At 69.2% G+C, this 24,513-nt stretch carries 18 protein-coding genes; 12 read left to right on the top strand and 6 right to left on the bottom strand.

Annotated elements, in window-relative coordinates; all coding sequences use genetic code 11:
- Positions 1 to 444: 444 nt before the first annotated feature.
- Positions 445 to 951 carry a monooxygenase family protein gene (locus Psi02_RS35485; RefSeq protein ID WP_203980247.1) on the bottom strand — a complete coding sequence of 169 codons (507 nt, stop codon included), beginning with the start codon at positions 949 to 951 and terminating at the stop codon, positions 445 to 447.
- A 381-nt stretch (positions 952 to 1,332) separates the two neighbouring features.
- On the opposite strand from Psi02_RS35485, the gene Psi02_RS35480 reads away from it, so the two are divergent.
- Positions 1,333 to 4,491, top strand: coding sequence for a BTAD domain-containing putative transcriptional regulator (locus tag Psi02_RS35480; protein ID WP_203980246.1), 3,159 nt, complete (start codon positions 1,333 to 1,335; stop codon positions 4,489 to 4,491).
- 86 nt (positions 4,492 to 4,577) lie between these two features.
- Here the strand turns inward: Psi02_RS35480 and Psi02_RS35475 are convergent, their stop codons facing one another.
- Entirely contained in the window at positions 4,578 to 5,453 is an 876-nt protein-coding gene (locus tag Psi02_RS35475; protein ID WP_203980245.1) for a bile acid:sodium symporter family protein, read from the bottom strand.
- On the opposite strand from Psi02_RS35475, the gene Psi02_RS35470 reads away from it, so the two are divergent.
- The gene (locus tag Psi02_RS35470; protein WP_203980244.1) at positions 5,452 to 5,598 is read left to right on the top strand and encodes a hypothetical protein; all 147 of its coding nucleotides are present in this window, start codon (positions 5,452 to 5,454) and stop codon (positions 5,596 to 5,598) included. The two genes, Psi02_RS35475 and Psi02_RS35470, sit on opposite strands and share 2 nt — an antisense overlap.
- Here Psi02_RS35470 and Psi02_RS35465 read toward each other — a convergent pair.
- Both Psi02_RS35465 and Psi02_RS35460 read right to left on the bottom strand, forming a co-directional pair.
- A complete protein-coding gene (locus tag Psi02_RS35465) occupies positions 5,571 to 6,149 on the bottom strand; it encodes a class I SAM-dependent methyltransferase (RefSeq protein WP_239095432.1) in 579 nt (192 codons plus the stop codon). The two genes, Psi02_RS35470 and Psi02_RS35465, sit on opposite strands and share 28 nt — an antisense overlap.
- Before the next feature lie 3 nt (positions 6,150 to 6,152).
- Entirely contained in the window at positions 6,153 to 6,368 is a 216-nt protein-coding gene (locus Psi02_RS35460; RefSeq protein WP_203980243.1) for a 2TM domain-containing protein, read from the bottom strand.
- A 109-nt stretch (positions 6,369 to 6,477) separates the two neighbouring features.
- Between Psi02_RS35460 and Psi02_RS35455 the strand changes: the two genes are divergently transcribed.
- The 4 genes from Psi02_RS35455 (at position 6,478) to Psi02_RS35440 (ending at position 14,149) form a co-directional block, all read left to right on the top strand.
- On the top strand, positions 6,478 to 7,275 hold the full coding sequence (locus Psi02_RS35455) for an alpha/beta fold hydrolase (RefSeq protein ID WP_203980242.1): 798 nt from the start codon (positions 6,478 to 6,480) through the stop codon (positions 7,273 to 7,275).
- A 2-nt stretch (positions 7,276 to 7,277) separates the two neighbouring features.
- The gene (locus Psi02_RS35450) at positions 7,278 to 10,103 is read left to right on the top strand and encodes an MFS transporter (protein ID WP_203980241.1); all 2,826 of its coding nucleotides are present in this window, start codon (positions 7,278 to 7,280) and stop codon (positions 10,101 to 10,103) included.
- A gap of 247 nt (positions 10,104 to 10,350) precedes the next feature.
- Complete coding sequence (locus tag Psi02_RS35445) at positions 10,351 to 11,103, top strand: hypothetical protein (protein WP_203980240.1); 753 nt, start codon at positions 10,351 to 10,353, stop codon at positions 11,101 to 11,103.
- Positions 11,104 to 11,257: 154 nt separating this feature from the next.
- The gene (locus Psi02_RS35440) at positions 11,258 to 14,149 is read left to right on the top strand and encodes a helix-turn-helix transcriptional regulator (protein ID WP_203980239.1); all 2,892 of its coding nucleotides are present in this window, start codon (positions 11,258 to 11,260) and stop codon (positions 14,147 to 14,149) included.
- 87 nt (positions 14,150 to 14,236) lie between these two features.
- Here the strand turns inward: Psi02_RS35440 and Psi02_RS35435 are convergent, their stop codons facing one another.
- Positions 14,237 to 16,069 carry an SGNH/GDSL hydrolase family protein gene (locus Psi02_RS35435; RefSeq protein ID WP_203980238.1) on the bottom strand — a complete coding sequence of 611 codons (1,833 nt, stop codon included), beginning with the start codon at positions 16,067 to 16,069 and terminating at the stop codon, positions 14,237 to 14,239.
- Positions 16,070 to 16,350: 281 nt separating this feature from the next.
- Between Psi02_RS35435 and Psi02_RS35430 the strand changes: the two genes are divergently transcribed.
- From Psi02_RS35430 to Psi02_RS35405, 6 genes are all read left to right on the top strand, one after another.
- Positions 16,351 to 17,001, top strand: coding sequence for an isochorismatase family protein (locus Psi02_RS35430; protein ID WP_203980237.1), 651 nt, complete (start codon positions 16,351 to 16,353; stop codon positions 16,999 to 17,001).
- 492 nt (positions 17,002 to 17,493) lie between these two features.
- On the top strand, positions 17,494 to 18,948 hold the full coding sequence (locus Psi02_RS35425) for a sugar ABC transporter ATP-binding protein (protein WP_203980236.1): 1,455 nt from the start codon (positions 17,494 to 17,496) through the stop codon (positions 18,946 to 18,948).
- On the top strand, positions 18,945 to 19,919 hold the full coding sequence (locus Psi02_RS35420) for an ABC transporter permease (protein WP_203980235.1): 975 nt from the start codon (positions 18,945 to 18,947) through the stop codon (positions 19,917 to 19,919). Before Psi02_RS35425 ends, Psi02_RS35420 begins: the two co-directional genes overlap by 4 nt.
- Positions 19,920 to 19,936: 17 nt before the next feature.
- Positions 19,937 to 20,941 (top strand): sugar ABC transporter substrate-binding protein, encoded by a 1,005-nt coding sequence (locus Psi02_RS35415; protein ID WP_203980234.1) that lies wholly within the window; start codon positions 19,937 to 19,939, stop codon positions 20,939 to 20,941.
- The gene (locus tag Psi02_RS35410) at positions 20,934 to 21,971 is read left to right on the top strand and encodes an ABC transporter permease (protein ID WP_203980233.1); all 1,038 of its coding nucleotides are present in this window, start codon (positions 20,934 to 20,936) and stop codon (positions 21,969 to 21,971) included. Before Psi02_RS35415 ends, Psi02_RS35410 begins: the two co-directional genes overlap by 8 nt.
- Positions 21,972 to 22,132: 161 nt before the next feature.
- Entirely contained in the window at positions 22,133 to 23,614 is a 1,482-nt protein-coding gene (locus tag Psi02_RS35405) for an RICIN domain-containing protein (protein WP_203980232.1), read from the top strand.
- Between the two features lie 51 nt (positions 23,615 to 23,665).
- On the opposite strand, the gene Psi02_RS35400 is transcribed toward Psi02_RS35405, so the two are convergent.
- Positions 23,666 to 24,502 (bottom strand): fumarylacetoacetate hydrolase family protein, encoded by an 837-nt coding sequence (locus tag Psi02_RS35400; RefSeq protein WP_203980231.1) that lies wholly within the window; start codon positions 24,500 to 24,502, stop codon positions 23,666 to 23,668.
- Between the last annotated feature and the right edge of the window lie 11 nt (positions 24,503 to 24,513).

Below are 24,513 nucleotides of genomic sequence, written 5' to 3'. Positions count from 1 at the left end.
GGCACTGTTCAGCGGGTCCCGCGATGTGGGATCTCACCGGTCTGCTTCGGTGGTCGGCTCGCGCGAGGCCGTCTCCGACGCTTGTTGCCTCTGCACGGCAGCTTGACGACCACCCGAAGGTACGCCTCGACCGCGCGGCGGCAGTGGGCGCCGATGCGTGCACGCTGGTCAGCGTGAGGAAGCTTGCTCGACAACTCGGCATGACTCATGGGAGTTCCCAGAACGTTCCCGTCAGCCCCAACTCGCGCCTTCGCTTCTAGGAGGGTGACACCACTCATGAGCTCTGGGCAGCCATGACCGTCGGCACGAGCGAGGTGACGGTGCCCGGGAGGGTATGTCCGCCGCCACGATCGCCGCATTCGCGGGCCCGGCGAACATGTGCCGCTACCCGTGAATTCCGCCGACGGTCGGTGTCACAGGGCGGACACTCCGTGGTCAGTACACCTAGGACTCGTAGAGGTCCGTCTCACTCAGGACCGGGCTGCCGTGCTCGGTGCGTCCCAGGCGAGCCGCGGAACCGAACATGGGTCCACGAGCGCGCCCGATCCCGGCGAACCGTCCGAACCCGAGCGGCTTGGGCACGTCGTCGTAGACGGCCTCCATGCCGCCCCTGATCGAGTACGTCTCGTGCCAGAAACCGGTTCCGCCCGAGTCCCGCAGGAAGTCCAGCCACCACTCCCGATGTGGCTCGGACCGGGCAAAGGCGAGCAGCGACGGCAGGTCCCGCCAGTACTGGCGCATCCCCATGTTCATCGGGAAGAACGAGTAGTACACGGGCTCGTGCAGCAACAGCCCGTCCGGCTTGCCCGCGACCGACTCACTGATCTTCCGGCCGAAGCTGAAGAAGGTCCGGATCCCGTACAGACGATTCACCCGCATGCCGAGGTACAGGACCATGAGGTCGGGATAGGCGGATAGATCGACGGTCTGCCGGTTCACGCGCGTCGGCATCCAACGCTCCTTATGGCTCGGGTTACGCATGGGCTGGTGTGGGAGGCAGGTCATCTGCCTGCGCGGACGGGTCGTCGCTTTCAAGGAGGTCACGGCGGGCGTAGAAGCACCTCATCGGCGCCCGGCCTCAACATACGAAAGCGAACTTGACTACTACTGAACGAATATCGAAAGCAGTGAACGGCGACTTCCGCTCGTTCATTCAACCCGGCTCGAGGTGGCGTGTCCGCCGACCTTTCTACGACCAATCCTGGACCAGTAGACTCGGTGCACCCTGCGGTCCGAAACGGGTCGCAGGCGGACAAATCTGTAATGCCCATCCGGGAGTCGACAGACGTGACTGGGCCAGCCCGTTCCGTTAGGCCCGACGGCGAAGGTCTGTTGGTCGGCGCCGGTTCGCTGCGCCTGCAGATCCTCGGTCCGTTGCGGTTGTGGCGCGACGGCGTCGAACTGGACGCCGGTCCCCGCCAGCAGGCGCAGCTGTTGGCCCTGCTCCTGGCGCGCGTGGGCCGTCCAGTCAGCACGAGAGAATTGATCGACCTGATCTGGGCCGAGGACCCCCCCGCCAGCGCGCTCAACATCATCCAGAAGTACGTCGGGGCATTGCGGCGGGTGCTCGAACCCGCGGTCCCCGCCCGGGCAGCCGGTGCGTACCTGCACCGCCGCGGCGACGCGTACGTGTTCAGCGCCGGGCCCGGCACGCTCGACCTCGTCACGTTCCGGGAACTCCTCGAAGCCGCCCAGGCCGCCCTCGCCGAGCAGGCTCGCGAAGTGGCGCTCGACCACTACGTCACAGCGCTCGGCCTCTGGCAGGGACCCGCGGGGGACGGACTCTCCCATGGATCGATCGCGATGCCGGTCTTGGCCGCCCTCGACGACGAGTTCCACGTCGCATGCGCGACAGCGGCCGAACTGGCCGTGGCGTTACATCGACCGGAGCGAGTGATCCCGCCGTTGCAGTTGGCCGCGTCGATGGCGCTGTTCCACGAACCCGTACATGCCGGCCTCATCACCACCCTCGGCGCCGCTGGACGGCAGGCGGAGGCGCTGTCAGCGTTCCACGCGGTCCGTGACCGCCTCGCCGAGGAACTCGGCATCGACCCCGGCCCGGCGCTGCAGGCCGCGCACCTGCGCGTGCTTACGCAGACCTCAAGGCCGCCGGTGGCGACGAGCACGGAGAATGACGGTGACCGGGCACCGGCGAGGCAGGCAGCCGGACTGGTCGGCCGGGGTGAGGAACTCGGCGTACTGCGGCAGGCCATCGAGGCGGCGCTCACCGGCCGCACCGGGCTCGGCATCGTGGAAGGCGAACCGGGCGCGGGGAAGACGCGCCTGCTGGAAGAGGCCGCCGCCGTCGCGGACCGGCGTGGCGCGCTCGTCGTCTGGGCTTCCTGTTTGGAAGGCGACGGAACACCCTCGATGTGGCCATGGGAGCAGGCACTCACCGTCGTCGTCGACAGCCTGCCCGCGCCGGCGCGTGAGAAGTGGCGGGCCGGCGAACTCGGTCGTCTCCTCGAATCCGGAGACGATGACGCCGCGCCGCCGGTTACCGGCAGCCGTGCCCAGTTCCGCCTGTTCGAGCAGGTCGTCACTGTTATCGGCCAGGCTTCGGCCGAACAGCCGATTCTGCTGGTCATGGACGATCTTCAATGGATCGATGCCGCCTCGCTCCAGCTGTTCGGCCACGTGGTGGGCCGGCTACCCGCCCGGACCGCGATCATCGGTGCCCTTCGCGACCGCGCACCGACACCCGGCTCCGACCTTTCGCGGGCACTGGCCGCGGCCAGCCGGCTGCCCAGCCACCGCAGGATCCGGCTCGGCCCGCTCGGTCTGACCGCCGTGGCCGAACTCATCCGCCGCGAGACCGGCCACGAACCCAGCACGGACATCGCCCGCAACATCCACGTTCGGACCGCCGGCAATCCCTTCTTCGTCCGCGAACTGGCGCGGCTTCTCAGCGACCGTGGCGCGCTCGGCGACGGTGACGCATCGGCCCGGGGTGGGGTGCCGTCCACCGTGCGAGACGTCGTCCGCGATCGAATGGCCGGACTCGACGACAACGCTCGCGACCTTTTGCAGGTCGCGGCGCTGATCGGCCGCGACGTCGACCTCGGCTTGCTCGCCCGCGCCGCCGGTGCCGACGTCGCGGACTGTCTCGAACGCCTCGAACCGCTGCGCGCGCTCGGCCTGCTCGAATCGGAGCCGGAGGACCCGTTCGCGTGGCGCTTCGCGCACGACCTGGTTCGCGAATCGGTCACGGAGACCACGGAGCACGGGCGGGCCATCCGGCTGCACCTGCGGGTCGCGGACGCGCTCGAAGAAGGCCATGCGGACGACGAGTCCATCACCGAACGCCTCGCCTTCCACTTGTGGGCCGCCAGGCCCCTCGCCGACCCGGTTCGCGCCGTAGAGGCGCTGAAGCGCGCAGGTCGTCGCGCGGCGGCCAAGCTCGCGTTCGCCGCCGCAGATCGGCACCTGGAGTCAGCCGCCCAGATCGCGCGGACCGCCGGGCTCCCGGAACTCGAGCTCTCCGCCCTCTCGCTCCTCGCCATCGCCCCGCGTCGGCAAGCCGGGTTCGGCGGCACGACTTTCGATCTGCTGGAGCGAGCGGAACTTCTGGCCCGTCAACTCGGCCGGGAGGTGGAGGCCGCGGGCCTCCTGTTCGCCCGCCTGTTCGGGGCCTACACCTTCCTGGAGTGGGACCGGGTTCGCCTGGTCCGCCGGCTGTACGACCAAGGGGAGGCGTCCTCCGATCCGGTCGTCCGAGTGTACGGCCGGCAAGCCTGGGGCCTGCACCAGTGGGACATCGGCAACATCGGCGAGGCATACCGGTGCTTCAGCGAGAACAACCCCGCCCTTCTCGACGGGGTCGTCTCCTCGCACAGCGAGAGCCCGATCCGGCGTGACGTCTCGGGGGAGTGGCCCGGTTGGCAGGCCGTCGTCACGGCACTACACGGGGACGCCGAGACGGCGGGGGTCATGATCAACAAGTGGAACGGCCCCGACGACTCGTATGCGGTCGCGACCTGGGCCTATTACATCACCATCATCGCCTCGATGGCCGGGGACGCGGACTGGGTGATGCGCACGATCAACCGGTGGACGGCCGTGGGCACCGGCCGCGCCGCCATCCAGCAGGAGCACTACATCCGGCTGAACTGGTACTGGGCCCGTGCCCTCGTAGGCGACGACCCGGCCGGTATCGCGGCGGAGGCCGAACAGCTCGTGGCCGGGACGCTGGTCGACCCGCCGCGGTGGGGCGTCGCGTACCACCACGGACTGCTCGCCGAGATGTGGTTGGCCGCCGGTAGGCCGGACAAGGCGGCCATCGCCCTCGACCGAGCGGACCAGGCACTGGAGGCCTACGGCCAACGCTACGCCGAAGGACTTGTCCTGCTGCTGCGGGCGCGCCTGCTCCACGCCCGCGGCGAACCCGCCGAAGTCGTACGAGCCGCTGCCGAAAAAGCCCGCGACCAGTCCAATGAACGCGAGTCCCACCTCTTCGCCCGCCGCGCGGAGAGGTTCCTCGCCGAGCTTTGATCGCACTGCCCAGCACGAGCGACACCGTCTCGGGGAGCCGCCTTCGGCGTCAGATCGTGACATCAGGCCACCCGGGCCGAGAAGGGTCACAGGGCGGAGCTCATTCGAGTTCGACGGCTGATCAACCAGCCGAACCCGGGCGCCGAGAAGAACATGACAATGCCGTACACCGCGCCCGGGATGGCGATCTCGGCACTGTTCAGCAGCGCCGGGCTCAGCGCGATCGTGATGGCGAGCGCGGTGTTGTGGATGCCGATCTCGAACCCGGCCGCGGTGGCCGCGCCGTGATCGACCCCGGCCAGGCGCGGCACGCCGTAGCCGATCAGCAGGCTCACGATGTTGAAGGCCAGCACGGCCAGCCCGACCGAGACGAAATAGTCGACGAGGTTCTCCCGCTCCCCGTACAGCACGGCGGAGATGACCGTGACCAGGACCACGACTGACAGCACCCGGACGGGGAGGTTGAGCCGCTGCGCCACCCGCGGTGCCAGCGCGCGCACGAGCATCCCGATCACGACCGGCCCGAGCACCATCACGAAGACCTGCTGCAACTTGTCGAACTGCAGCCCGAGGGTGGCCCCGCCGGGGAGGAAGTACCCGGCCGAGAGGTTCACCACGATCGGCAGGGTGACCACGACCAGCACCGAGTTGACCGCGGTGAGCGTGATGTTCAGCGCGACGTTCCCGCCGAACAGGTGGCTGAACAGGTTGGCCGTGGGGCCACCGGGCGACGCCGCGACCACCATCATCCCGACCGCCAGTTCCGGCGGGAGCCGGAACGCCACCACCAGGCCGAAGCAGATCGCCGGCAGCAGCACGACCTGGCACAGCAGCGCAACCACGGCCGCCTTCGGATACTGGCCCACCCGCCGGAAGTCGTCCAGGGTCAGGCCGAGACCAAGTCCGAGCATGACGATGCCGAGGGCGAAAGGCAGACTGGCCAGAACCAAGGGGGAATCCATGGCGGACATTCTGGGGCATCCTGACGAGTTCTGGCAGTCTGTGCCGAGCAGCCTGTCGTTGCGGGAGGCGCACCTCTTCGCGCATCGCGCCGAGCGACTGCTCCCCGACCTGACCGCTCAGCGGGTGTTGGGGCGACGGCAGTAGTAAACCAGCGCGGGCGGAAGGTTGGCCCACACCGTCCGGCTGACGACGACCTCGTCGAAGCGTGAGCGCAGCGACCGCAGCAGCGCCCGCGCGGGTGGTGCCCATCGGGCGTGCACGTACGCGAAGGTGGTGAACACGCCGTGCGGCGGCAGCGCGGCGGACACCGAGGCCAGCACGTCACGCTGCCTGTTCTCGGTGAACGCCGCCCACGGAAGGCCGCTGACCACGACATCGGCCTCGTTGAGCCCGCGCTGCGTCAGCACCGTGACAAGGCCGGCCGCGTCCGCGGTCACGACGTCGACCGCCGGATGGAGCTCGGCCAACCGCCATGCGAACCGTGGGTTGATCTCGACGGCGATGTGCCGGCCGCGACCCGCGAGGCGTCGCTGGATGGCGCCGGTGAAGGCGCCGGTGCCCGGACCGAGTTCCACCACGACCGGGGAACCGGTCCGGGGCACCACCGCCGTCGCCGCCATGGCCAGCGCCGGACCGCTCGGCGCGACCGCACCGACCGTCATGGGGGCGCGCACGAACTCGGCGAAGAACGACACGGCTCAGTACTCGGTTCTGGATTTGGGCGGCGAGTAGACACCCCAGAAATGGAAGGCCAGCCCGATGCCCCAGAAGACGATCGACCACAGGGGCCAGAAAAAGTGGTCGGGGTCGTAGACCCACCACACGATGACCTGAGCCAGATTGCCCAGGACGTAGAAAAGCAGGTGGAACCGCAGGCCCCAGATCCGGGAGCTTTCACTTTTCGCCGATTTCATGGCCGCAGGCTAAATCGGCGTACTGGACGACGATTGAATCGCTCGTTCAGTGATCGTCAAGTGCCCGGAATCTACATTGACTGCAATTCGAGGTGAAAGGTGCAACATCATGACGACGACTCGCCGAGCCGTGTTGGCCGGATCCGCCGCGGTCGCGACCGGGGCGCTGCTGGGAACGTCCGAGGCGCAGGCGCATCCCCGGACGGAAGCCAAGCCCAAACCCACGGTGGTCCTCGTGCACGGCGCGTTCGCCGACGCCTCCGGTTGGAACGACGTCGCCGCCAAGCTCATCCGCGACGGCCATCAGGTCATCGCGCCCGCGAACCCGCTGCGCAGCGTGGCCACCGACTCGGCCTACCTGGCCAGTGTTCTCGCCACCCTCAGCGGCCCGATCGTCGTGGCCGCGCACTCCTACGGCGGGATCGTCGCCACGAACGCCGCGGCCGGCAACCCGAACGTGAAAGCACTGGTCTACGTGGCCGCGTTCGCCCCCGACGAGGGCGATTCGCTGCTGGCACTGCAGACGAGGTTCCCGGGCAGCAAGCTCAGCGAGGCGGCGCTGGACTTCCGTCCCTACGGTGAGGGACTCGTCGACGGCTACATCAAGAAGGAGTTCTTCCGCGACGTCTTCGCCGGTGACGTACCGAAATCGACCACCGATCTGATGCACGCCGGCCAGCGGCCCGCCGACGCCCGCACCCTCGGGGAGCCCTCCGGAACCCCGGCGTGGAAGACCATTCCCTCCTACTACCTCGTCGCCAGGAACGACCAGGTGCTGCCCGCCGAGGCGCAGCGGTTCATGGCGCGGCGGGCCGGGTCGGAGATACGCGAGGTCGGTTCCTCGCACGTCGCGATGATCTCCCAACCCGCCGTGACCGCCGACCTCATCAAGCGCGCGGCCCGCTGACCATGTTCGTCCGCGCGTACGAAGGCCAGTGCGCCGCCGAGGAGAAACGGCACACCTCCGCCGAGAAGCCCGCCGTCAACCCCAGGCTCGCTCTGTTCGCGCTGGCACTGGGCACCTTCGCGATCGGAACCGGCGAGTTCGGCAGCAACGGCATCATCCAGCTCTTCGCCGCCGACCTGGACGTGTCGATCCCGGTCGCCACGTACGCGATCACCACCTACGCCTTCGGGGTGGTGATCGGTTCTCCGCTGATCACTCTGCTCGCCGCCCGGGTCAACCGGCGCACGCTGCTGCTCGGCCTGGTCGTGCTCTTCCTGGTGGGCAACGGGCTGTCCGCGCTGGCGCCGAACGTCGTACTGCTTGTCGTCTTCCGCTTCGTCGCAGGCAGCGTCCAGGGGGCGTTCTTCGGCGCCGGTGCCGTCGTCGCCGCGTACGTCTACGGGCCGGGCAAGGGCGGCAAGGCGTTCGCCACCGTGATGGGGGGACTCACCGTCGCCACCATCGCCGGGTCGCCGGTCGGCACCTTCATCGGCCAGCACGCCGGGTGGCGTGTCATGTACTGGACCGTGGTCGCCGTCGGCCTGCTGGCCGGCGTCGCACTGGTCGCCTGGTTACCCCGTACCGACGACCTGCACGGCAGCCCCGTCAGGAGCGAGCTGAACGGCCTGCGCCGGATCAACGTCTGGCTGATGGTCGCCGTCGCCTCGCTCGGCATCTCCAGCATCTTCGCCGTCTACACGTTCATCGGCCCCTTCGTCACCGACGCGGCGCGGCGGGACGCCGCGCTCATCCCCGTCGCCCTGGCCGTCTTCGGCCTCGGCATGGCGGTCGGCAACCACCTCGGCGGGCGCGTCGCGGACCGGTACAAGCACCGGGGCCTGATCTGGGGGTACGGCGGTGTCCTGGCGCTGCTGGTGCTGATCGGCGTGGCGGGCGGCGATCTGCTGGTCCTGCTGCCGTGCCTGTTCGGCGTCGGCGCGACCATGATGTTCGCGATCCCCACCATCCAGGTCAGGCTGACCGGCTTCGCGCCGGACGCCCCGACCCTGATGGGCGCGCTCAACCTGGCCGCCCTCAACCTGGCCAACTCCCTCGGCGCGATCGGCGGCGCGGTCACCCTGGAGGCCGGCTGGGGCACCTTGTCCACTGTCTGGGCCGGTTTCGTCTTCACGTCGGCGGGTTTGCTCCTGTACGTCGTGACCGTCGCCTGGCCGAAGCGCCACCGTCCGGCCCGGCGGGGACCGGTCCTCGACGACGAGCAGTTCCGCCGCCTTGCCGGATACGGCGAGGAGGAGCACGTCGGGGCCGGCCGGAACCTGTACACCTCCGGCGACGACTCCTATGACTTCTTCCTGCTCCGGACGGCGACGGTGGACATCGTCCGGGACGCGACGGCGATCGAGCCGGAACGCCTGATCTACCGGGGCGGCCCCGGAGACTTCCTCGGCGAGCTCAACCTTCTGACCGGACAGCAGGTCTACCTGACCGCCCGGGTGACGTCCGCTGGGACGGTCGTCCGCATCGGGGCGACGCGGCTGCGCCGGGCCCTCGCCGAGCAGGACGACATCGCCGGACTGCTGCTCGCGGCGTTCCAGGAGCGGCGCGAGGTCTTCCGCGCGGCGGCGGGCGGCGCCCTGGAGATCGTCGGCCGGCCGGACTCCGCGGAGACGCTGGAACTACGCCGCTACGTGACGCAGATGCTGCTGTCCCACACCTGGCGCAGCGCCACCTCACCCCCCGGGCGCTCCCTGATGACCTCGGCCGGGCTGACGGAGGCCGACCTCCCGGCGGCCATCGCCAACGGTTCGGTGGTGCGGCGCGCGACGCCGAGAACGGTCGCGCAGACGCTCGGCCTCACGTACCGGGACGGCGGAGGTCCGGTCGACCTCGTCGTCGTCGGCGCCGGTCCCGCTGGCCTGGCCGCCGCGGTGTACGGGGCGTCCGAGGGCCTGGTCACCGTGCTGCTGGACCGGAGCGGGCTCGGCGGCCAGGCCGCCAAGAGCGCCCGCATCGAGAACTACCTGGGCTTCCCGGACGGGGTCAGCGGCGTGAACCTGACCCGCCTGGCCATGGTCCAGGCTCTCAAGTTCGGTGTACGCATCCACTCGCCCTGCGTCGTGAGGGGCCTCGACCTCTCCGACGAGCGGCGGCCGGTCGTCGTCCTGGAAGAGGGGGTCCGCGTCGAGTGTCGCGCGGTGATCGCTGCCACCGGCGCCCGATACCGGCGTCTGGACATCCCCGGATGGGCGGTGTTCGAGCGGTCCGGCTGCATCCGGTACGCCGCGACCGAGCCGGACGTCCGGGGCTACGAGGGCCGGCCGGTGACCGTCGTCGGGGGCGCCAACTCGGCCGGGCAGGCGGCCCTGTCCCTCGTCGCCCGCGGCGCGACGGTCGATCTGGTCGTCCGCGGCCACGACCTCGCGGCCCGCATGTCGTCCTACCTGACCGACCGGATCCGGGCCCATTCCCGGATCCGTGTCCACACCGGCAGCACGGTCAGCGAACTGGCCGGCGACGGCACCCTCACGTCGGTCGTCGTCGAACGGCCCGGCGAGCGGCCGGAACGGCTGGCCAGCCGTGCGCTGTTCTGCTTCGTCGGCGCCGACCCGGTGTCGGGCTGGCTGACCGGCGTGGCCAAGGCCGAGGACGGGTTCGTGCTCACTGACGTCGGGCTGCCCGCCGGATCGGCCTTGCCGTACCAGACGAGCGCACCCCGGGTCTTCGCGGTCGGCGACCTGCGCTCGGGTTCGACGAAACGCGTGGCCACGGCTGTCGGCGACGGCGCGAGCGCGGTCTCGTCCGTCCACGCCGCGCTCGCCGGAGACTGACGTACGCAGATTGGCCTGTGCGGGGCCGGCCCGTGTTCGGCGATCCTCTGGGCCGGTATCGCCCCGGCCCCGATAGCGCCCTCAGCCATCACGGTGATCGTTCTGGCGAATTGACCCATTGTGTGAGGAGGCCGCCTCGGAGATCATGAACTCGGGCCCGAGACGTGAAAGAAAGCCTTACGGCAGCGGAGCGGACGCCCTTCCTGGACATCCTGGCAGTCAGGCGTACCACGAGATGGTGGTGCTCATGCGGCGGATAGGCGGTGGGCGGTTCGCCCGCGCGATCCTCTTCTCGATCATCGCCACTGTCGTCGGCATCGCCCTCGACGCGGCCATCAGCTTCGCCGGTAAGGACTGGACGAACCCCGTCGGGCTCGGGTTGGTCGTCGGGCTTGTCGCGATCACCGGTGTCATCACGGTCGTGCAGGGGGACGGCGGATCGCCGCCGAGTGCGCCGAGCGATCAGATCCGTTGGCCTCCTGCTTCCCCGCAGAAGCGGTCGCGCGGAATGCCGGCCTTCGCCGCCGTGCTGCTGGTGATCGCGCTGTGCGGAGGCGGCGCGGCCGCCGTCGCCCTGGGCGTGCGTTATGTCGGCGGCTACGTCACCGGCGACGAGACGGGGACCAACGTCCTCAGAGCACAGAAGACCACCACGTCCGGATCCCTCACTCTCACCGTTCGCCGGATCCTGGTCACCTCACATTTCACCCGGGTCGAACTGTCCGCACGCAACAGGGGTTCCGAGTCGCTGTCACTTCCCGTTTACGGATACAGCCAGCTCAGTGCGGCGGACGGCACCACACTGAGCGGTGACCCGTTCCGCAGCCGGTGGCCCACGGCCGTCCCGCCCGGCGTCCGGGTCGACGGGGTGGTCGTGTTCCCCGGGCACCTGCCTTCGGACACGAAACGGGCGAGCTTCAGTTTCACCCATGTCTTCAGCCTCGAGGCAGACCACGCCACCGTCGCGAACCTGGCCATCAAACCCGCGCCGACGGGATAGAGGGCACGACGGCTCCCGCGGGCGACCCGGCCGCCATGAACCCCGATCCCGATCTGTATGATCATCGCGACGTGACCGTGCGACTGGGTCCTGGCGTGCTCGCCGACTTGCGCTCCGGCAGCCGGTGTGACCGCCGGACGAACCGGGGGGCTCCATGTCCGATGGTGGGCCTGCGGGATCGGGATCTGTCCGGCTGTCCCGGCCCGAGCCGGTCGGGCGGGGCGACGAGCTCGCCCGCATCGACGCGGCGCTCGCCGACGCGGCGGCCGGCGAACACCGCCTGGTCCTCATCGACGGCGAGCCGGGCATGGGCAAGACGCGGCTGCTGGAATACCTGGCCGAACGGGCGCACGCCGCCAGGCGTACCGTACTCGCCGGCAGCGCCACCGAGTTCGAGAGCCTCGTCCCGTTCGGCATGTACGTGGACGCCTTCACCCGCCTGTCCGACGAGTACGGCACCCCGGGTGCGGCGCCGACCGGCACCCGGCCCGGTGATTTCGCCGAGGCGGCGCTGCGCACCTTGTTGACGACGGGCGAGACGAGCGACACAACTCGAGGCCGGTTGGATCGGTACCACACCTATCGAGGCGTCCGAGCGCTCCTCTCCCATCTGGCCGCCGACCGCGGCGCCGTGCTGGCGCTCGACGACCTGCACTGGGCGGACGCGTCGTCGCTCGAACTGACCGAGTTCCTGCTCCACCGGCCGCCGGCCGCCGGGTTCGTGCTGGCCATCGCCTGCCGGTCGGCCATGATCCCGGCCGTGGTGGGCGACGCCCTCGCCCGGCAGGATCCGCGCGTCACCCGGCTGAGCCTGCACCCGCTCGACGAGAACGCGGTGGCCGCGCTGCTCCCGCCCGGGGTGGACCCGCACCGGCGACGGTTGATGTACCGGGTCAGCGGCGGCAACCCGCTGTTCCTGCGGTCGCTGCTGGACGCCGACGACCACACACTGACGGAACTGGCCGACGGCCGGCCCGGGGCGGCGCTCGCCCTCGAGCAGACGTTGCTGGCGGTGCTGCGCCGGGAGCTGGACCGGCTCACCCCGACCGGCCGGCGTGCGGCCCACGCGGCGGCGGTCGCCGGCGAGCTGGCCTCACTCGTCGTCATCTCCCACGTCGCGGAACTCGACGGCGCGACGGCCGCCGCCGCCGCCGTGGACGAGCTCTGCCGGCAGGGGCTCGGCGCGCTGACGGGCGCCCGGTTCGTGTTCCGCCACCCACTGGTACGCGCCGCCGCGTACGACACGTGCGGGCCTGGCTGGCGCATCTCCGCCCATGCCCGGGTCGCCGGCTACCTGCGCCGCAACGACGGGTCGCTGGCGTTGCTGGCCCACCACACCGAGCGGTGCGCCGAGCACGGTGACGAGGAGGCCGCCAGGACGCTGGGCGACGCGGGCATCGCGTACGTGGGCTCGGCCCCGGCGACCGCGGTGCGGTTGCTGCATGACGCCCTGCGGGTGCTGCCGGAACGCGAGGACCTCGTGCCGTATCGCGGCCACCTGCTCACCTGGCTGGCGCGGGGCACCGCGGTGAGTTCGCTGACCGAGGGCCGGCGCATCCTGCACGACGTCATCCACCTGCCGTACGACGTGGCCACCGAGGCGGTGGCCTTCTCCTCCGTGATCTCGCGGCTGCTCGGCAGGCTCGACGAGGCACGGGCCCTGTTGAGTGCGCAGGCCCGCCGGGCCGGGCAGGACCTGCGGGCGCGGGCCCCGCTCCTGCTGGAACTGGCCGCCGTGGCCGTGTTGCGGGCGGACCCCGGCGGCGCGCGCCGGCATGCGCTCGAAGCCATCGAGATCCTGTCGAAGACGGCCGACCCGACGCTCAGCGCCGCCGCGTACGCCCTGCTGGCCCTGGCCTGCCTGCAGGACGGCGACGTCGCGGCGGCGCGTTCGCACAGCAGGCGAGCCGGGTGGCTGATGGACAGCGCGCCGGACACCGCCCTCGCGACGCACGTGGAACTCGTCGCGCCGCTCTCCTGGGGCGAGACCTGTCTCCAGCGGCTCGACGACGCGGAGCGCCACCTGGCCCGGGGCATCGACCTGGCGACGATGTACGGCCGCAGCAACGACATGCCGTACCTGCTGATCGCCCAGGCCCACCACAAGGCCCGGACGGGCCGGCTGGCGGAGGCCATCGACGTCGCGGAGCACGCCGCCGCGGCCTCCGAGTACATCCAGAGCAGCGAGACCCTGGCGATGGCCCGGTGCGTCATGCTGTTGCCGGTGCTGTGGCGGCACGGCGTGCGCCCCGCCATGGCGCTCGCCGACCGGCTCGCCGACGCCGCTCCGGGTTCGCCCTGGTGGCTGGCGATGGCGCATGTGTCCGTGGTGCGGGTCCGGCTCGCCGCCGGCCGTGCCGGGGCGGGTCACGCGCCGCCGCTGCCCCCGGCCCTGTCCCGCGACACCGAGGTGGAACGGCTGGCGGTGCAGTCGATCCACGCCGGTGCCGACGGCGACGTCGGTACCGCGCTCACCCGATCGGCCGCGGCGGTCGCAGCGGCCGCCGGCGGCCCGGCCTATCGCCTTGGCACCGCCTACGACGCCCGCGCCCGCGCGTTGTACCACCGCGGCGACCTGGGCGGCGCCGTGGGGGCGGCCTGGATCGCCACCGAGCGGTTCGCCGAGAGCGGCGCCACCGCCGAACGCGGCTTGGTGCACCAGTTGCTCGCCGACATCCACGGCCGCATGGGGGACGTGGCGCAGTGCCGCGCCGAGATCGCCCGGGCCAAGGCCGCCTACAGGGAGTCGGGCGCGGACTGGCTCGCCGGCCAACTGGCCAGGGTGGAGCGCCGGCTGGCCGCGCAGGGTCCCCGGCACGCGGCACGGAGCACCGCCGGGCCGCCGGTGCTGACGGCGCGGGAACGCCAGGTGGCCGAACTGGTCAGCCAAGGGCTGACCAACCGGGAGGTGGCCGAGCGCCTCCAGGTCAGCCAGAAGACGGTGGAGACCCACGTCGCCCGCATCTTCAACAAATACGACGTGCGCTCCCGGGTGGCGCTCACCCGGCGGCTGACCAGCCCGGACGGTCTCCCGCCCGCCGAGTGAGCCCCGTCGGTGCTGCCGGTGATCCAGGGCCGCCGGGCGGTGCGCGCCCGCCCGGCGGTTGCGATCAACGGCGGCGTCCGGTGCCGGTCATTCCGGCAGCGGACCGCCGTTCAACCACGCCTCTGCTTGCTCCCGGAGCTTCTCCGGGTCGATCTTCTCGCCCTTCTGACACGGGTCGGCCCGATCGGTTGTCAGGAAGTGGACCCAGGTGAGATCCATGGGTGCTTGCAGGCCACCGCCGCTCAGCGTGGACGAGGAGACCGCCACCTGCAGGCCGGGCTCCGCTTTCACGAGGAGATCGCAGGGATCCCCCGTGGGGGTGTTGCTGATGCCGCCAGCCGGGACGCCGGACGGCGCGCTGCTGTAGGTGGCCGGAATCCAGGACGACGGTGCCGGCCCGCCGCTCGACCCGCCACCCCCGGAGCCGCCGACCGTCGGAGCTCCCGGAATCGGCTTCAGCCGGATCGGGTTCAGCAACACCTCAAGCGGGATCGTCACGTCACCGTCCGGGCCTATGAAGTGGCAGATGCTGTCGATGGAGTCTCCGTCGCAGAGCTTGCCGGGGTTGGCGCGTACCCATTCCTCAAGCTCCTGGTCGGCCTCCGGGTCGTCGGCGGCGGCCTGCGGGTTGGTGATGACCCTGTTGAAGTCGGGTCCGTTCGGGAAGAAGGCCGGGAACTCGCCGGCCATCCAGGTCGCCAGCGCCCGCCCGATCGCCACGGAGCCGAGCTCGTTGGGGTGGAAGCTCTCCTGAAGCGCGTTGAAGATCTTGCCTCGCGCCAAGAGCTCGGTCCGGGAAATCACTCCGTTGAAGTACGAATCCGGTTGGCCGAGCTCGTGGCCGGCCACCACGCTGGTGCCGTTCGGCCCCGCGGTGTTCGGGTCGAACACGTGCACCTTTCTCTGCGGGAATCTCGTACGGAACCGGTCGACCGCGTCCTTGATCGCCTGGTTCAACGCGACGGCGAACGGATAGATCTCGTCCATGGCCAGGCCGCCGATCTGCTTGTGATCGGTGTTGCCTGACGGCTTGACGGGCAGCGGGTAAAGCGCCACGACGATCTCCGCGTTGTCTGTGGCGTCCTTCACGTTCACCAGGCCCTGCTCGACGTTGGCCGAGACCTGCGGCATGTTCCCGATCAGCTGCTGCACCTTGTAGTGGACGAGGCGCGCCTGAGATTTGCGTCTGCTTATGTAGGTGTCGGTGCCCACGGTGGAGTAGTGGCCTATCAGCACCATCTTCATCAGCGGCCCGAAGTCGGCGTCGTTGCCGCCGAGCCCGAAGTAGAAGATGTCGAGGTCCCTGGGTACGCCCGCGAGTTGACGCACGTTCCGCACCTCATGGATGTCGGTGTGGTCCTCGTCTTCGAACTGCACGTCCGTCAGGTGGCTCACCTTGGCGCCCGAGGACGCGTTGAAGATGAAGCGGTCGCTGTTGCCGGTGCCCCAGGTGGTGCTGATCTCATCGGGCTGGACCGTGTACTGGCCGGTTGGATAGCGGCCCGACTGCAGGTAGTCCCACGCCAGGGGGAGCGGGGCGTAGCCGCTCTGATGCCGGAAGTCCTCGGAGCCGTCCGGGAATGTCAGGTACTTGTGGTCATGGGTCGCGCCTTCACCACTGGTGTAACTGTCGCCCGCCCCTGCGATCTTGAGCGTGCGCGGCGGCGCACAGTCGGGCGGACACGTCGGCTGCGGATTGGGTGTGGGGTCGGACGGAGGGATCGGCGGGAAAGTCGGCGGAGGAGTCGGAAAGAAAGTCGGCGGGGGCGGTAACAGGGTCGGCCGAACGGGCGGGGTGGTCGGACGGATGATCGGGCCGTCGGCGCTCGCCGGGACGCTGACCAACGTGGTCGCGGTGAGCACGGTCGCGAGCCCGATCAGCACCAGCCGCCAGCGTGATAACCGGCGCGGAGGTCGCATGGACAGGTCTCCTCTGGGTGGGGTCGAAAGGAGCAGGCACTTGACGCACGCATCATCCGGCCGTCGGGTGACCGTTAACATCCGGTGTTGTCCGCCGGGCCACCCCGACATCCGCCGATCGAGGCGTCACCTGCTGGGGGCACCCGGCCTCGCTTTGGCGGCAGTGGCTGTTGCCAACCGGCCGTAAGCGGGTACGTGACGGCTATAGCCGTGCGTATAGGGGTCGGGCCCGCGAAGCCGAGCCCGCTGCCTCCGCGAACGGCAAAGGGGGCGACGATGCAATGGAAATCCAGCGAAGCGACACCGGAGTCGTGTTCATCGACCCGCAGAACGACGTGCTGAGCGAGACCGGGACGAGCTGGGCGGCGGTCGGCGCAAGCGTCACTGAGAACGGCACGGTCGAGAACATGGAGCGGATCTTCCGGGCTGCGAAGCAAGAGGGCTATGAGGTGTTCATATCCCCTCACTACTTCTATCCCACCGACAACGGCTGGCTGTTCAACGGTCCTCTGGAGGCGGAGGAACTCCGGACCCGCACGTTCGCCCGGAGCGGACCGCTGGATCTGACCGGTTTCGCGGACTCCGGCGCCGACTGGCTGGATCGGTTCAAGCCGTACATCGACGACGGCGTGACGATCGTCGCCGCGCCGCACAAGGTGTTCGGGCCGCAGACCAACGATCTGGTCCTGCAGATGCGCAAACGCGGGATCGGCAAGGTCATCCTCGGCGGCATGCTCGCGAACCTGTGCGTCGAATCCCACCTGCGCGAATTCCTCGAACAGGGCTTCCAGGTCGCGGTCGTCAAGGACGCCACCGCCGGCCCCCGGCACCCAGACTGGGGTGACGGCTACCAGGCGGCGATCATCAATTATCGGTTCCTCGCCCATTGGGTCCCGTCGACCAAGGAAGTGATCGACCGCATGGTCCGGTAGGCCCGGCCAACCTCGTGGCGCGGCCGACTCATCCCCTGATCCAGGACAGGTTGGAGTTCAACCGGCAAGGGGCGGACCGGGCGGTCCTCTGGAATCGTCCTCCAGCTTGAGCCCGCGTCACGATCCTCCGGCGCCGAGGTCTGACCGTCTCCCGGGGCGTTGCGGGGCGACGGGCTGCCGGTCGGCGGCTTTGCGCAGGCGGCGGCCGTTCTTTTGGTCGCGGGCGTGGGCGGTTTCGCACCGGGGGCGCAGAAGCGGCGAGGGGCCCGTCGCCAAGGTCGACTAGGTCTGCCCGCAACACGCTGATTCGATTAACGGATCGGTGCCTGCCGGAACATGCGCTTCACACTGTGCACCTCGGGCCATAGGTTCGCAACATTCCCGCAGCCAGACAGATCGTTCGGGAATTGCGCATCACTGCCGTATGAGCGGCGTCGAAGAAATTTGAGGAGGCCCCATGCCTATCGCCGTGTGCCGAAGGTGGCATGTCGAGTGACCGCGATCACGGTGACCGGGCTGTCGAAATCGTTCGGTGGTGTCGTAGCGGTGGATGGCGTCTCGTTCACGGTCCGGGGCGGCGAGGTCGTTGCTCTGGCCGGGGAGAACGGGGCTGGAAAGTCCACGATCAAGAACATCATCGGCGGAATTCTGCGGCCTGACTCCGGTCACGTCGATTTCGGTGACGCGGGAAACGTGGCCACGGTGCATCAGGAGACCAGCCTTTTTCCGGACTTGACGGTCGCCGAGAACATTCTCATCGGCCATCTCAGGTCGTCCCGTGTGGGCACGGTTCGGCCCGCGGCCTTGCGGCGCACCGCTTCTGTCCTGCTACGGCGGGTCGGCGCCGGATTCGGGCCTGATGCCGTCGTGCGCGAACTCTCCGCTGGACGGCGTCAGCTGGTAGAGATTGCCAAGGCGCTGGCCACCGAGCCCCGGGCCATCGTTTTCGACGAACCGACCGCCTCGCTCAATCTCGACGAACGCGAGATGATCATGCGGATTGTCGAGCAGTTGCGTGACGACGGGGTGGCGGTCCTCTACATCACCCACTATCTCGAAGAGATCTTCAGGCTCAGCCGGCGGATCGTAGTCATGCGGGACGGGCGGCTGGTTGCCGACCGGCCGGCCGGCGAGCTCGACCGCTCCACGCTCGAGGCGCTCATGGTGGGGCGCGAGCTCGCCCAGGGATACCCCGAGACCACGAAGCCGCGGCAGGAGATCGCGCTGTCGGTTCGTGATCTGGGCGACGGTGCGCGGGTCGAGGGAGTCTCGTTCGACGTCGCCGAGGGCGAGATCTTCGGTCTGGCCGGGCTGATGGGATCGGGCCGTACCGAGGTGGCCCGGGCGATCTTCGGGCTCGCGGGCAAGATCGGGCGGATCGAGGTGGCCGGACAGCCGCTGCGGCGCGGCGACGTCCGCGCTTCAATCGCCGCGGGAATCGCCTTCGTCACCGAGGACCGGCGGAACGAGGGCTTGTTCCTGGAACGGCCGATCCGCGAGAGCCTCTCGATCGTCGGCCTCGGCTCGGTCTGCCGGCCGCTCGGGTGGCTCGACCATGCGGCCGAAAGCCGTCTCACCAAGGACCTTGCGACTGCAGTGGCCCTGACGGCCCGCAGTGGGCAGGAGGTGGACGGCGGATCACTGAGCGGCGGCAACCAGCAGAAGGTCGTGCTGGCCAAATGGCTCAGCGGACAACCGCGGCTGATCATCTTGGACGAGCCCACTCGTGGCATCGACGTCGGTGCCAAGGCCGAGATTTACCGGCTCCTGGCCGATCTCGCGCGCGCCGGAACGGCTGTGCTGCTGATCAGTTCCGAAATGGAGGAAGTGCTCGGGCTGGCTCATCGCGTCGGCGTCATGCACGACGGTCGGCTGGCCGGGATCCTCGACCGACGACGTGCGACCCAGGAGGCCGTCATCCGCCTGGCGACGGGAGGCATCCGATGAGATCCGCCTCCCAATGGTGTGCACGTGCCCTGCGTCGGCAGCCGCTTCTGCCCGTGTGGCTGGTCCTGGTGCTCGCCCTGTCTGGCCTCTATGGCGAGTTCGGCACCGTGGCGAACTTCCGCAACATCGCCATCCAGGCGAGCCCGTTGATCATCGCGGCCGTCGGGGCCACCTTTGTGATCATGACCGCAGGGATCGACCTGTCCGTCGGGTCGATGCTGTTTCTGGCGGCTGCGATCGAGTCCAGCTGGGCGCTCGCCTCGGCCCCCGCCGGCGTGGTGTTCGCCGCCATCGCCGCGACCGGGCTGCTGATGGGCCTGGTCAACGGGGTGGCGGTCGCGCTGACCAGGGTTCCCGCCCTCATCGTCACCCTCGCCTCGATGCAGGTCTTCCGGGGCGCCGGCGGCCACATCACCGGCCAGCAGAACATCGATCTTCCCGCGCACCTGCGGGGGATCGGCACCAGCAGCCTCCTCGGCGTACCCGCTCCGGTCCTGCTCGCCGCCGCGACCGCGCTGGGCGGAGTGCTGGTGTTCGGCCGGACCGTTTTCGGCCGGTACCTCCAGGCTGTCGGCTCCAACCGGGCCGCGGCCCTCAACGCCGGGCTGCCCGTGCGGGCGGTGACGATCGGCGCATACGCGCTCGCGGGCGTGCTGGCGGCGCTCGCCTCGCTCACCCAGACCGCCCGGCTGGGAGCCGTCCAGCCGTCCATCGGTGACGGCTACGAGCTCACGGTGATCACAGCGGTGGTGCTCGGCGGAACCAGTCTGTTCGGCGGGCGGGGCAGCATCACCGGCACCGTCTTGGGCGCCCTCGTCCTCACTACCGCTCAGACCGGGCTGGTGTTCTCCGGAGCCTCGCCCTACGTCTTCGACATCGTCCGCGGCGGCATCTTGCTCGTCGCGGTCATCGCCGCCGGAACCCGGTGGCGGACTCTGGCTCAAGCCTTGCGTCCGGCCGCTGTGTCATAAGGAAAGGACATCCCCCAATGCACGCCCCCACCTTCATCCGATGGACGGCCGCCCTTGCGGCGTCGGCTCTGGTGCTCACCGGTTGCGGTTCGTCTCAGAAGGCGTCCGGCTCGGACGGCTCCGCCAAGAAGATCACGATCGGCGTGAGCTTCGATCTGCTCAACGCCATCCGCCAGGCCGAGAAGTCGGCGATCGAGAAGGCGACCACTGAGGCCGGGTACGAGGTCGTCTTCACTGTCGCCGACAAGGACCCACAGAAGCAGTCCTCCCAGATTCAGGACCTGATCCAGACGCGCAAGGTTGACGCGCTGATCGTCATCGCCCAGGACGGCCAGCAGATCGCCTCCTCCGTCAGCCTGGCCAAGGCCCGCAATGTCCCGTTCATCGCGATCGACCGGGCTGTTGCCGACCAGCAGAACATCACGTTCCAGATCACCGGCGACCCGGTCGCCGACGGCAAGCTGTCCGCCGCCGAGTTCGTCGACGCGGGCAAGACCAAACCGCTGAAGGTGCTGGAGTTGGTGGGCGCGCTCACCGATCAGAACGCGATCGGCCGTAGGGACGGGTTCAACGAGGCATTGAAGGGCGACCCCAACGTCACCGTCGTCAGCCAGGTCCCCACCAATTGGGATCCGGCTCAGGCCCTCGACGGCACCTCGAACGCGCTCCAGAAGAACCCCGACATCAACGCGATCTTCGTTCCGTCGGACTTCCTGCTGCCCTCCGTGCAGTCCGCGCTGAAGGCGGCCGGGCGCCTGGCCCCGGTCGGGGATCCTGGGCACGTGTTCCTGGTGACCATCGACGGCGACCAGAACGGCTGCAAGGCCATGCGGGACAAGACCCTCGACGCCGACATCGCCACCCCGGTCGACGACTTCGGCAAGCAGGCCATATCGGGGATCACTACCGCGCTGGGAGGCAAGAGCGTCAGCCCCAACTCGGTCCAGACGAAGGGCCTCAGTCTCGACCAGGCCAACTTCGCCACGACCAGCTCGCAGGTGTGGGGCTGCGACGGTGCCTGAATCCGTCCGCGGGGAGGGCGCCGTCAAGGCGCCCTCCGCCGCGCCTCCCACCCGGTCCATCAAGCCCGCGTCGTGGCTGCGCGATACGGCCCGCCGTCCCGGTTGGCTCGGCGACCTGTCGATGCTGCCCGCACTGGTCGTCCTCATCGCCGTCCTGAGCGTCCTCACCGAGGGAGTGCTGACCCCCTCCAACATCATCAACGTGTGCAGCCAGTCCGCGGTCGTCGCGATCGCGGCGATCGGCGCGACGTTCGTCATCCTGACGGGCGGCATCGACCTGTCCACTGGCAGCGTGATCGGCGCCGGCGGGGTCACTGCGGCTTGGGTGATCACGAGCACCGGCAGCGTCCTGGCGGGTGCCGCGGCGGGCATACTCGCAGGCACCGCGATCGGCCTGGTGGTCGGGACCGTCGCGGCAAAGTTGCCTGTCGTCCCGTTCGCCGTGACTCTCGCCGCGCTCTACGTCGTGAGCGGAGCCACCACGCTCCTCAGCCACGGCAAGACGATCGCTCCGGTCCCCGCCGGATTCATCGAGTTCAGCATCGACGGCCCTGGAGGTGTCCCGTACTCGGTGTGGCTGGCCGTCGTGCTGTACGCCGTCGCCCAGACCGTCCTGACACGCACCGCCTGGGGACGGCGCGTCCTGCACGTCGGCGCCAACGTCGAAGTCGCGCGAATCAGCGGCGTTCATGTCGCCAGGACCAAGGCGAGCGTCTACGCAGTGGCGGGGCTGTTCTCGGCGATCGCCGGAATCGTCCTGACGTCCGGGCTGGCGGGGGCGAGCGCCAGCATGGGCGGCCCGCTGCTGCTGAACATCGTGGGCGCCGTCGTCCTTGGTGGCACAAGCCTGTTCGGCGGACGCGGCAGCCTGCTGCGCACAGCTGTCGGAGTGCTCTTCCTCGGATTTGTCTCCAATGGAATGAGCCTGCTCGGACTGGCCTCTTTCGACCAGCAGATCATCACCGGAGCCGTCATATTCATCGCAGCGTCCGTCGACGGAATCGGCCGGTGGTCGAGACGTAGGTCCTGAAACTCCAGCGGCAATTCGTTCAACGGATCGGCGAGTCCCGGAAGTCGCGATCGACGCGTCTGGGAAGCGCCGATACGTTCATTTCCAAGCTATTAAGGGCGCGCTACGGGCGAATGAAAAACAGCATTCGCAATTTGCGCGCCAGAGCGGAAAGGAAATCCATGCCGCGCCCCCAAGCCGCCCCACCCGACCTCTTCCGCCGCACGCTGGCCTGGCTGTCGGCCGCACTGATCTCCCTGCTGCTGGCGCCCATCATGGCAATGGCCGGCGCGTCGCCGGCCGCCGCCGCCGTCCTGGACCCCAGCCAGTTCAAGGGCGTGCACTGGTCCCGCCTGGGTGACAACTTCACCTTCGACCGACTCGTCCTGCAAGGCCTGTCGGCCGGCGACGACTACAACGCCGCCCGGAGCAAGGCCGACGCCATGTTCGCCGCGTTCCAGAGTTCCCTGGGCGCCGACACCGTCCGGCTGCCGATCAACCCCGCCACCACTGCCTGGAACACCTACAACGGCGTCATCGACGCCGCGACCGCCCGGGGCTTCAAGGTCATCCTCTGCTACTGGGTGGAGGACGGCAGCAACAAGGTCGTCGACAGCTACCTGAATACCTGGAACCAGATGTGGGACACCCTCACCGTCAGGTACCGGGGCAATCCTCTGATCTACTTCGACCCGATCAACGAGCCCATCGGCTTCACCACCCCCCAGTGGCTGAACTTCGCGGCTGACTGGATCGCCCGCCAGACCGCGAACGGCTTCCCCAGGGAGCGGATGTTCATCGAGGGCGCCCAGGCGGACGGCGGCGGCTGGGGAACCGACCTGCGCCCGCTGTGCAACGATTCCCGCTTCGACGGCGTCTACCTCGCGATGCACCGCTACGCCTTCCCCTACCCGGCGCGGACCTACACCGAGTGGGTCAACGACATCAAGACCTACATGGGCAACTGCTCGTCCCGCACCGTCATCGAGGAGTTCGGCGCCGACGCCGACAACGGCATCGACTACTCCGCCACCCCCGGCGCGGCGACCCCCAAGGAGGTCGCCTACTTGCGCGCCATCACCGACGTCGTTCACGACTACCACCTGGGCGCGATCTGGTGTCACGGCATCGGCGGTCGGACCACCAGCCCCGACCACGACTCGCTGAACATCCTGCGGCTCTACAGCGCGTTCGCCGGCGGCACCCAGAACCTGCCACTGTGGATACCGAACCCCACGGCCGTCGACCGGCTGAAGTACGCCTGGGGCGGATCCGGCTCCAGCACGAGCCAGCTACGCACCCCCTGGTACAACAAGTGCCTCGACATACCGGGCATCTCACACAACAATGACGTCCAGCTTCAGGTGTGGGACTGCTGGAACGGCGACAACCAGCGGTGGACCAGGTCTGCCGGCAACGCGCTCACGGTCTACGACGGAACGAAATGCCTGGACGCCTACGGCTTCGGCAAGACCAACGGCACCCGGGTGGTCGTCCATGACTGCCTGGGCAACGCCAACCAGAAGTGGCTGTTCTTCTCCGACGGGACGATCCGCGGTGTCGACTCCAAGCTCTGCTTGGACGCCGATCTGTACAGCACGACGAACGTTCAGCTGTGGTCGTGCGGGAATGGCACCAACCAGAAGTGGCAGCAGGTCCTCTGACGAGGAGTGACGCCCGTGCCGGTCGCGGACTCCGCGACCGGCCCTCCGCGCTCAGTGCGCGGCTTTGAAGTTCTGGCGCTGGCGTCCCAGGCCGTCGATTTCCAGCTCCACGACGTCGCCGGCGCGCAGATAGGGCAGGCCAGGGCTGCCGAGCGCAACGCCCGCGGGGGTGCCGGTGTTGATGACGTCGCCGGGGTTGAGGACCATGAACTGGCTGAGATGCCAGACCAGGTATGCCACATTGAAGATCATGTCGGCGGTGGTCCCATCCTGGCGCACCTGTCCGTTGACCCACAGTCGCAGGTCCAGCTTCTGCGGATCGGGGACCTCGTCGGCGGTGAGGATCCACGGGCCGAGCGGGTTGAAGGTCTCACAATTCTTGCCCTTGTCCCACTGGCCGCCCCGCTCCAGCTGAAACTCGCGCTCGCTGACGTCGTTGCTGATCGTGTAACCGGCGACGCACGCCAGGGCCGACTCGGGGCCGTCCAGGTAGCGGGCCTTCGCCCCGATGACGAGGGCGAGCTCCACCTCCCAGTCGGTCTTACGCGAGCCGCGCGGGATCAGCACGTCGTCGTCCGGGCCGACGATGGTATCGGGCGCCTTGAGGAAGACGATCGGCTCGGCAGGCGGTACGGCCCCGGTCTCCTCGGCATGGTCCCGGTAGTTCAGTCCGATGCAGACGATCTTTCCCACGCCCGCCAGCGGTGGCCCGAATCGCTCCAGGCGGGTGACGACCGGCAGCGACTCCAGGCCGAACTCGGACTCCGGCCGCGTCAGCACATCCGGCGTCACGTCCCCGGCGACCGGAGTGAGATCCCGCCAGCGTCCGTCGGCGTCGCACACGATCGGTTTTTCCGCGCCGCGACTGCCGTGCCGTGCGAATTTCATGCTCTTGCCTT

This window comes from Planotetraspora silvatica, assembly GCF_016863315.1.
GTDB classification, from domain to species: Bacteria; Actinomycetota; Actinomycetes; order Streptosporangiales; family Streptosporangiaceae; genus Planotetraspora; species Planotetraspora silvatica.
This window is presented reverse-complemented; position numbering and strand designations above follow the sequence as displayed.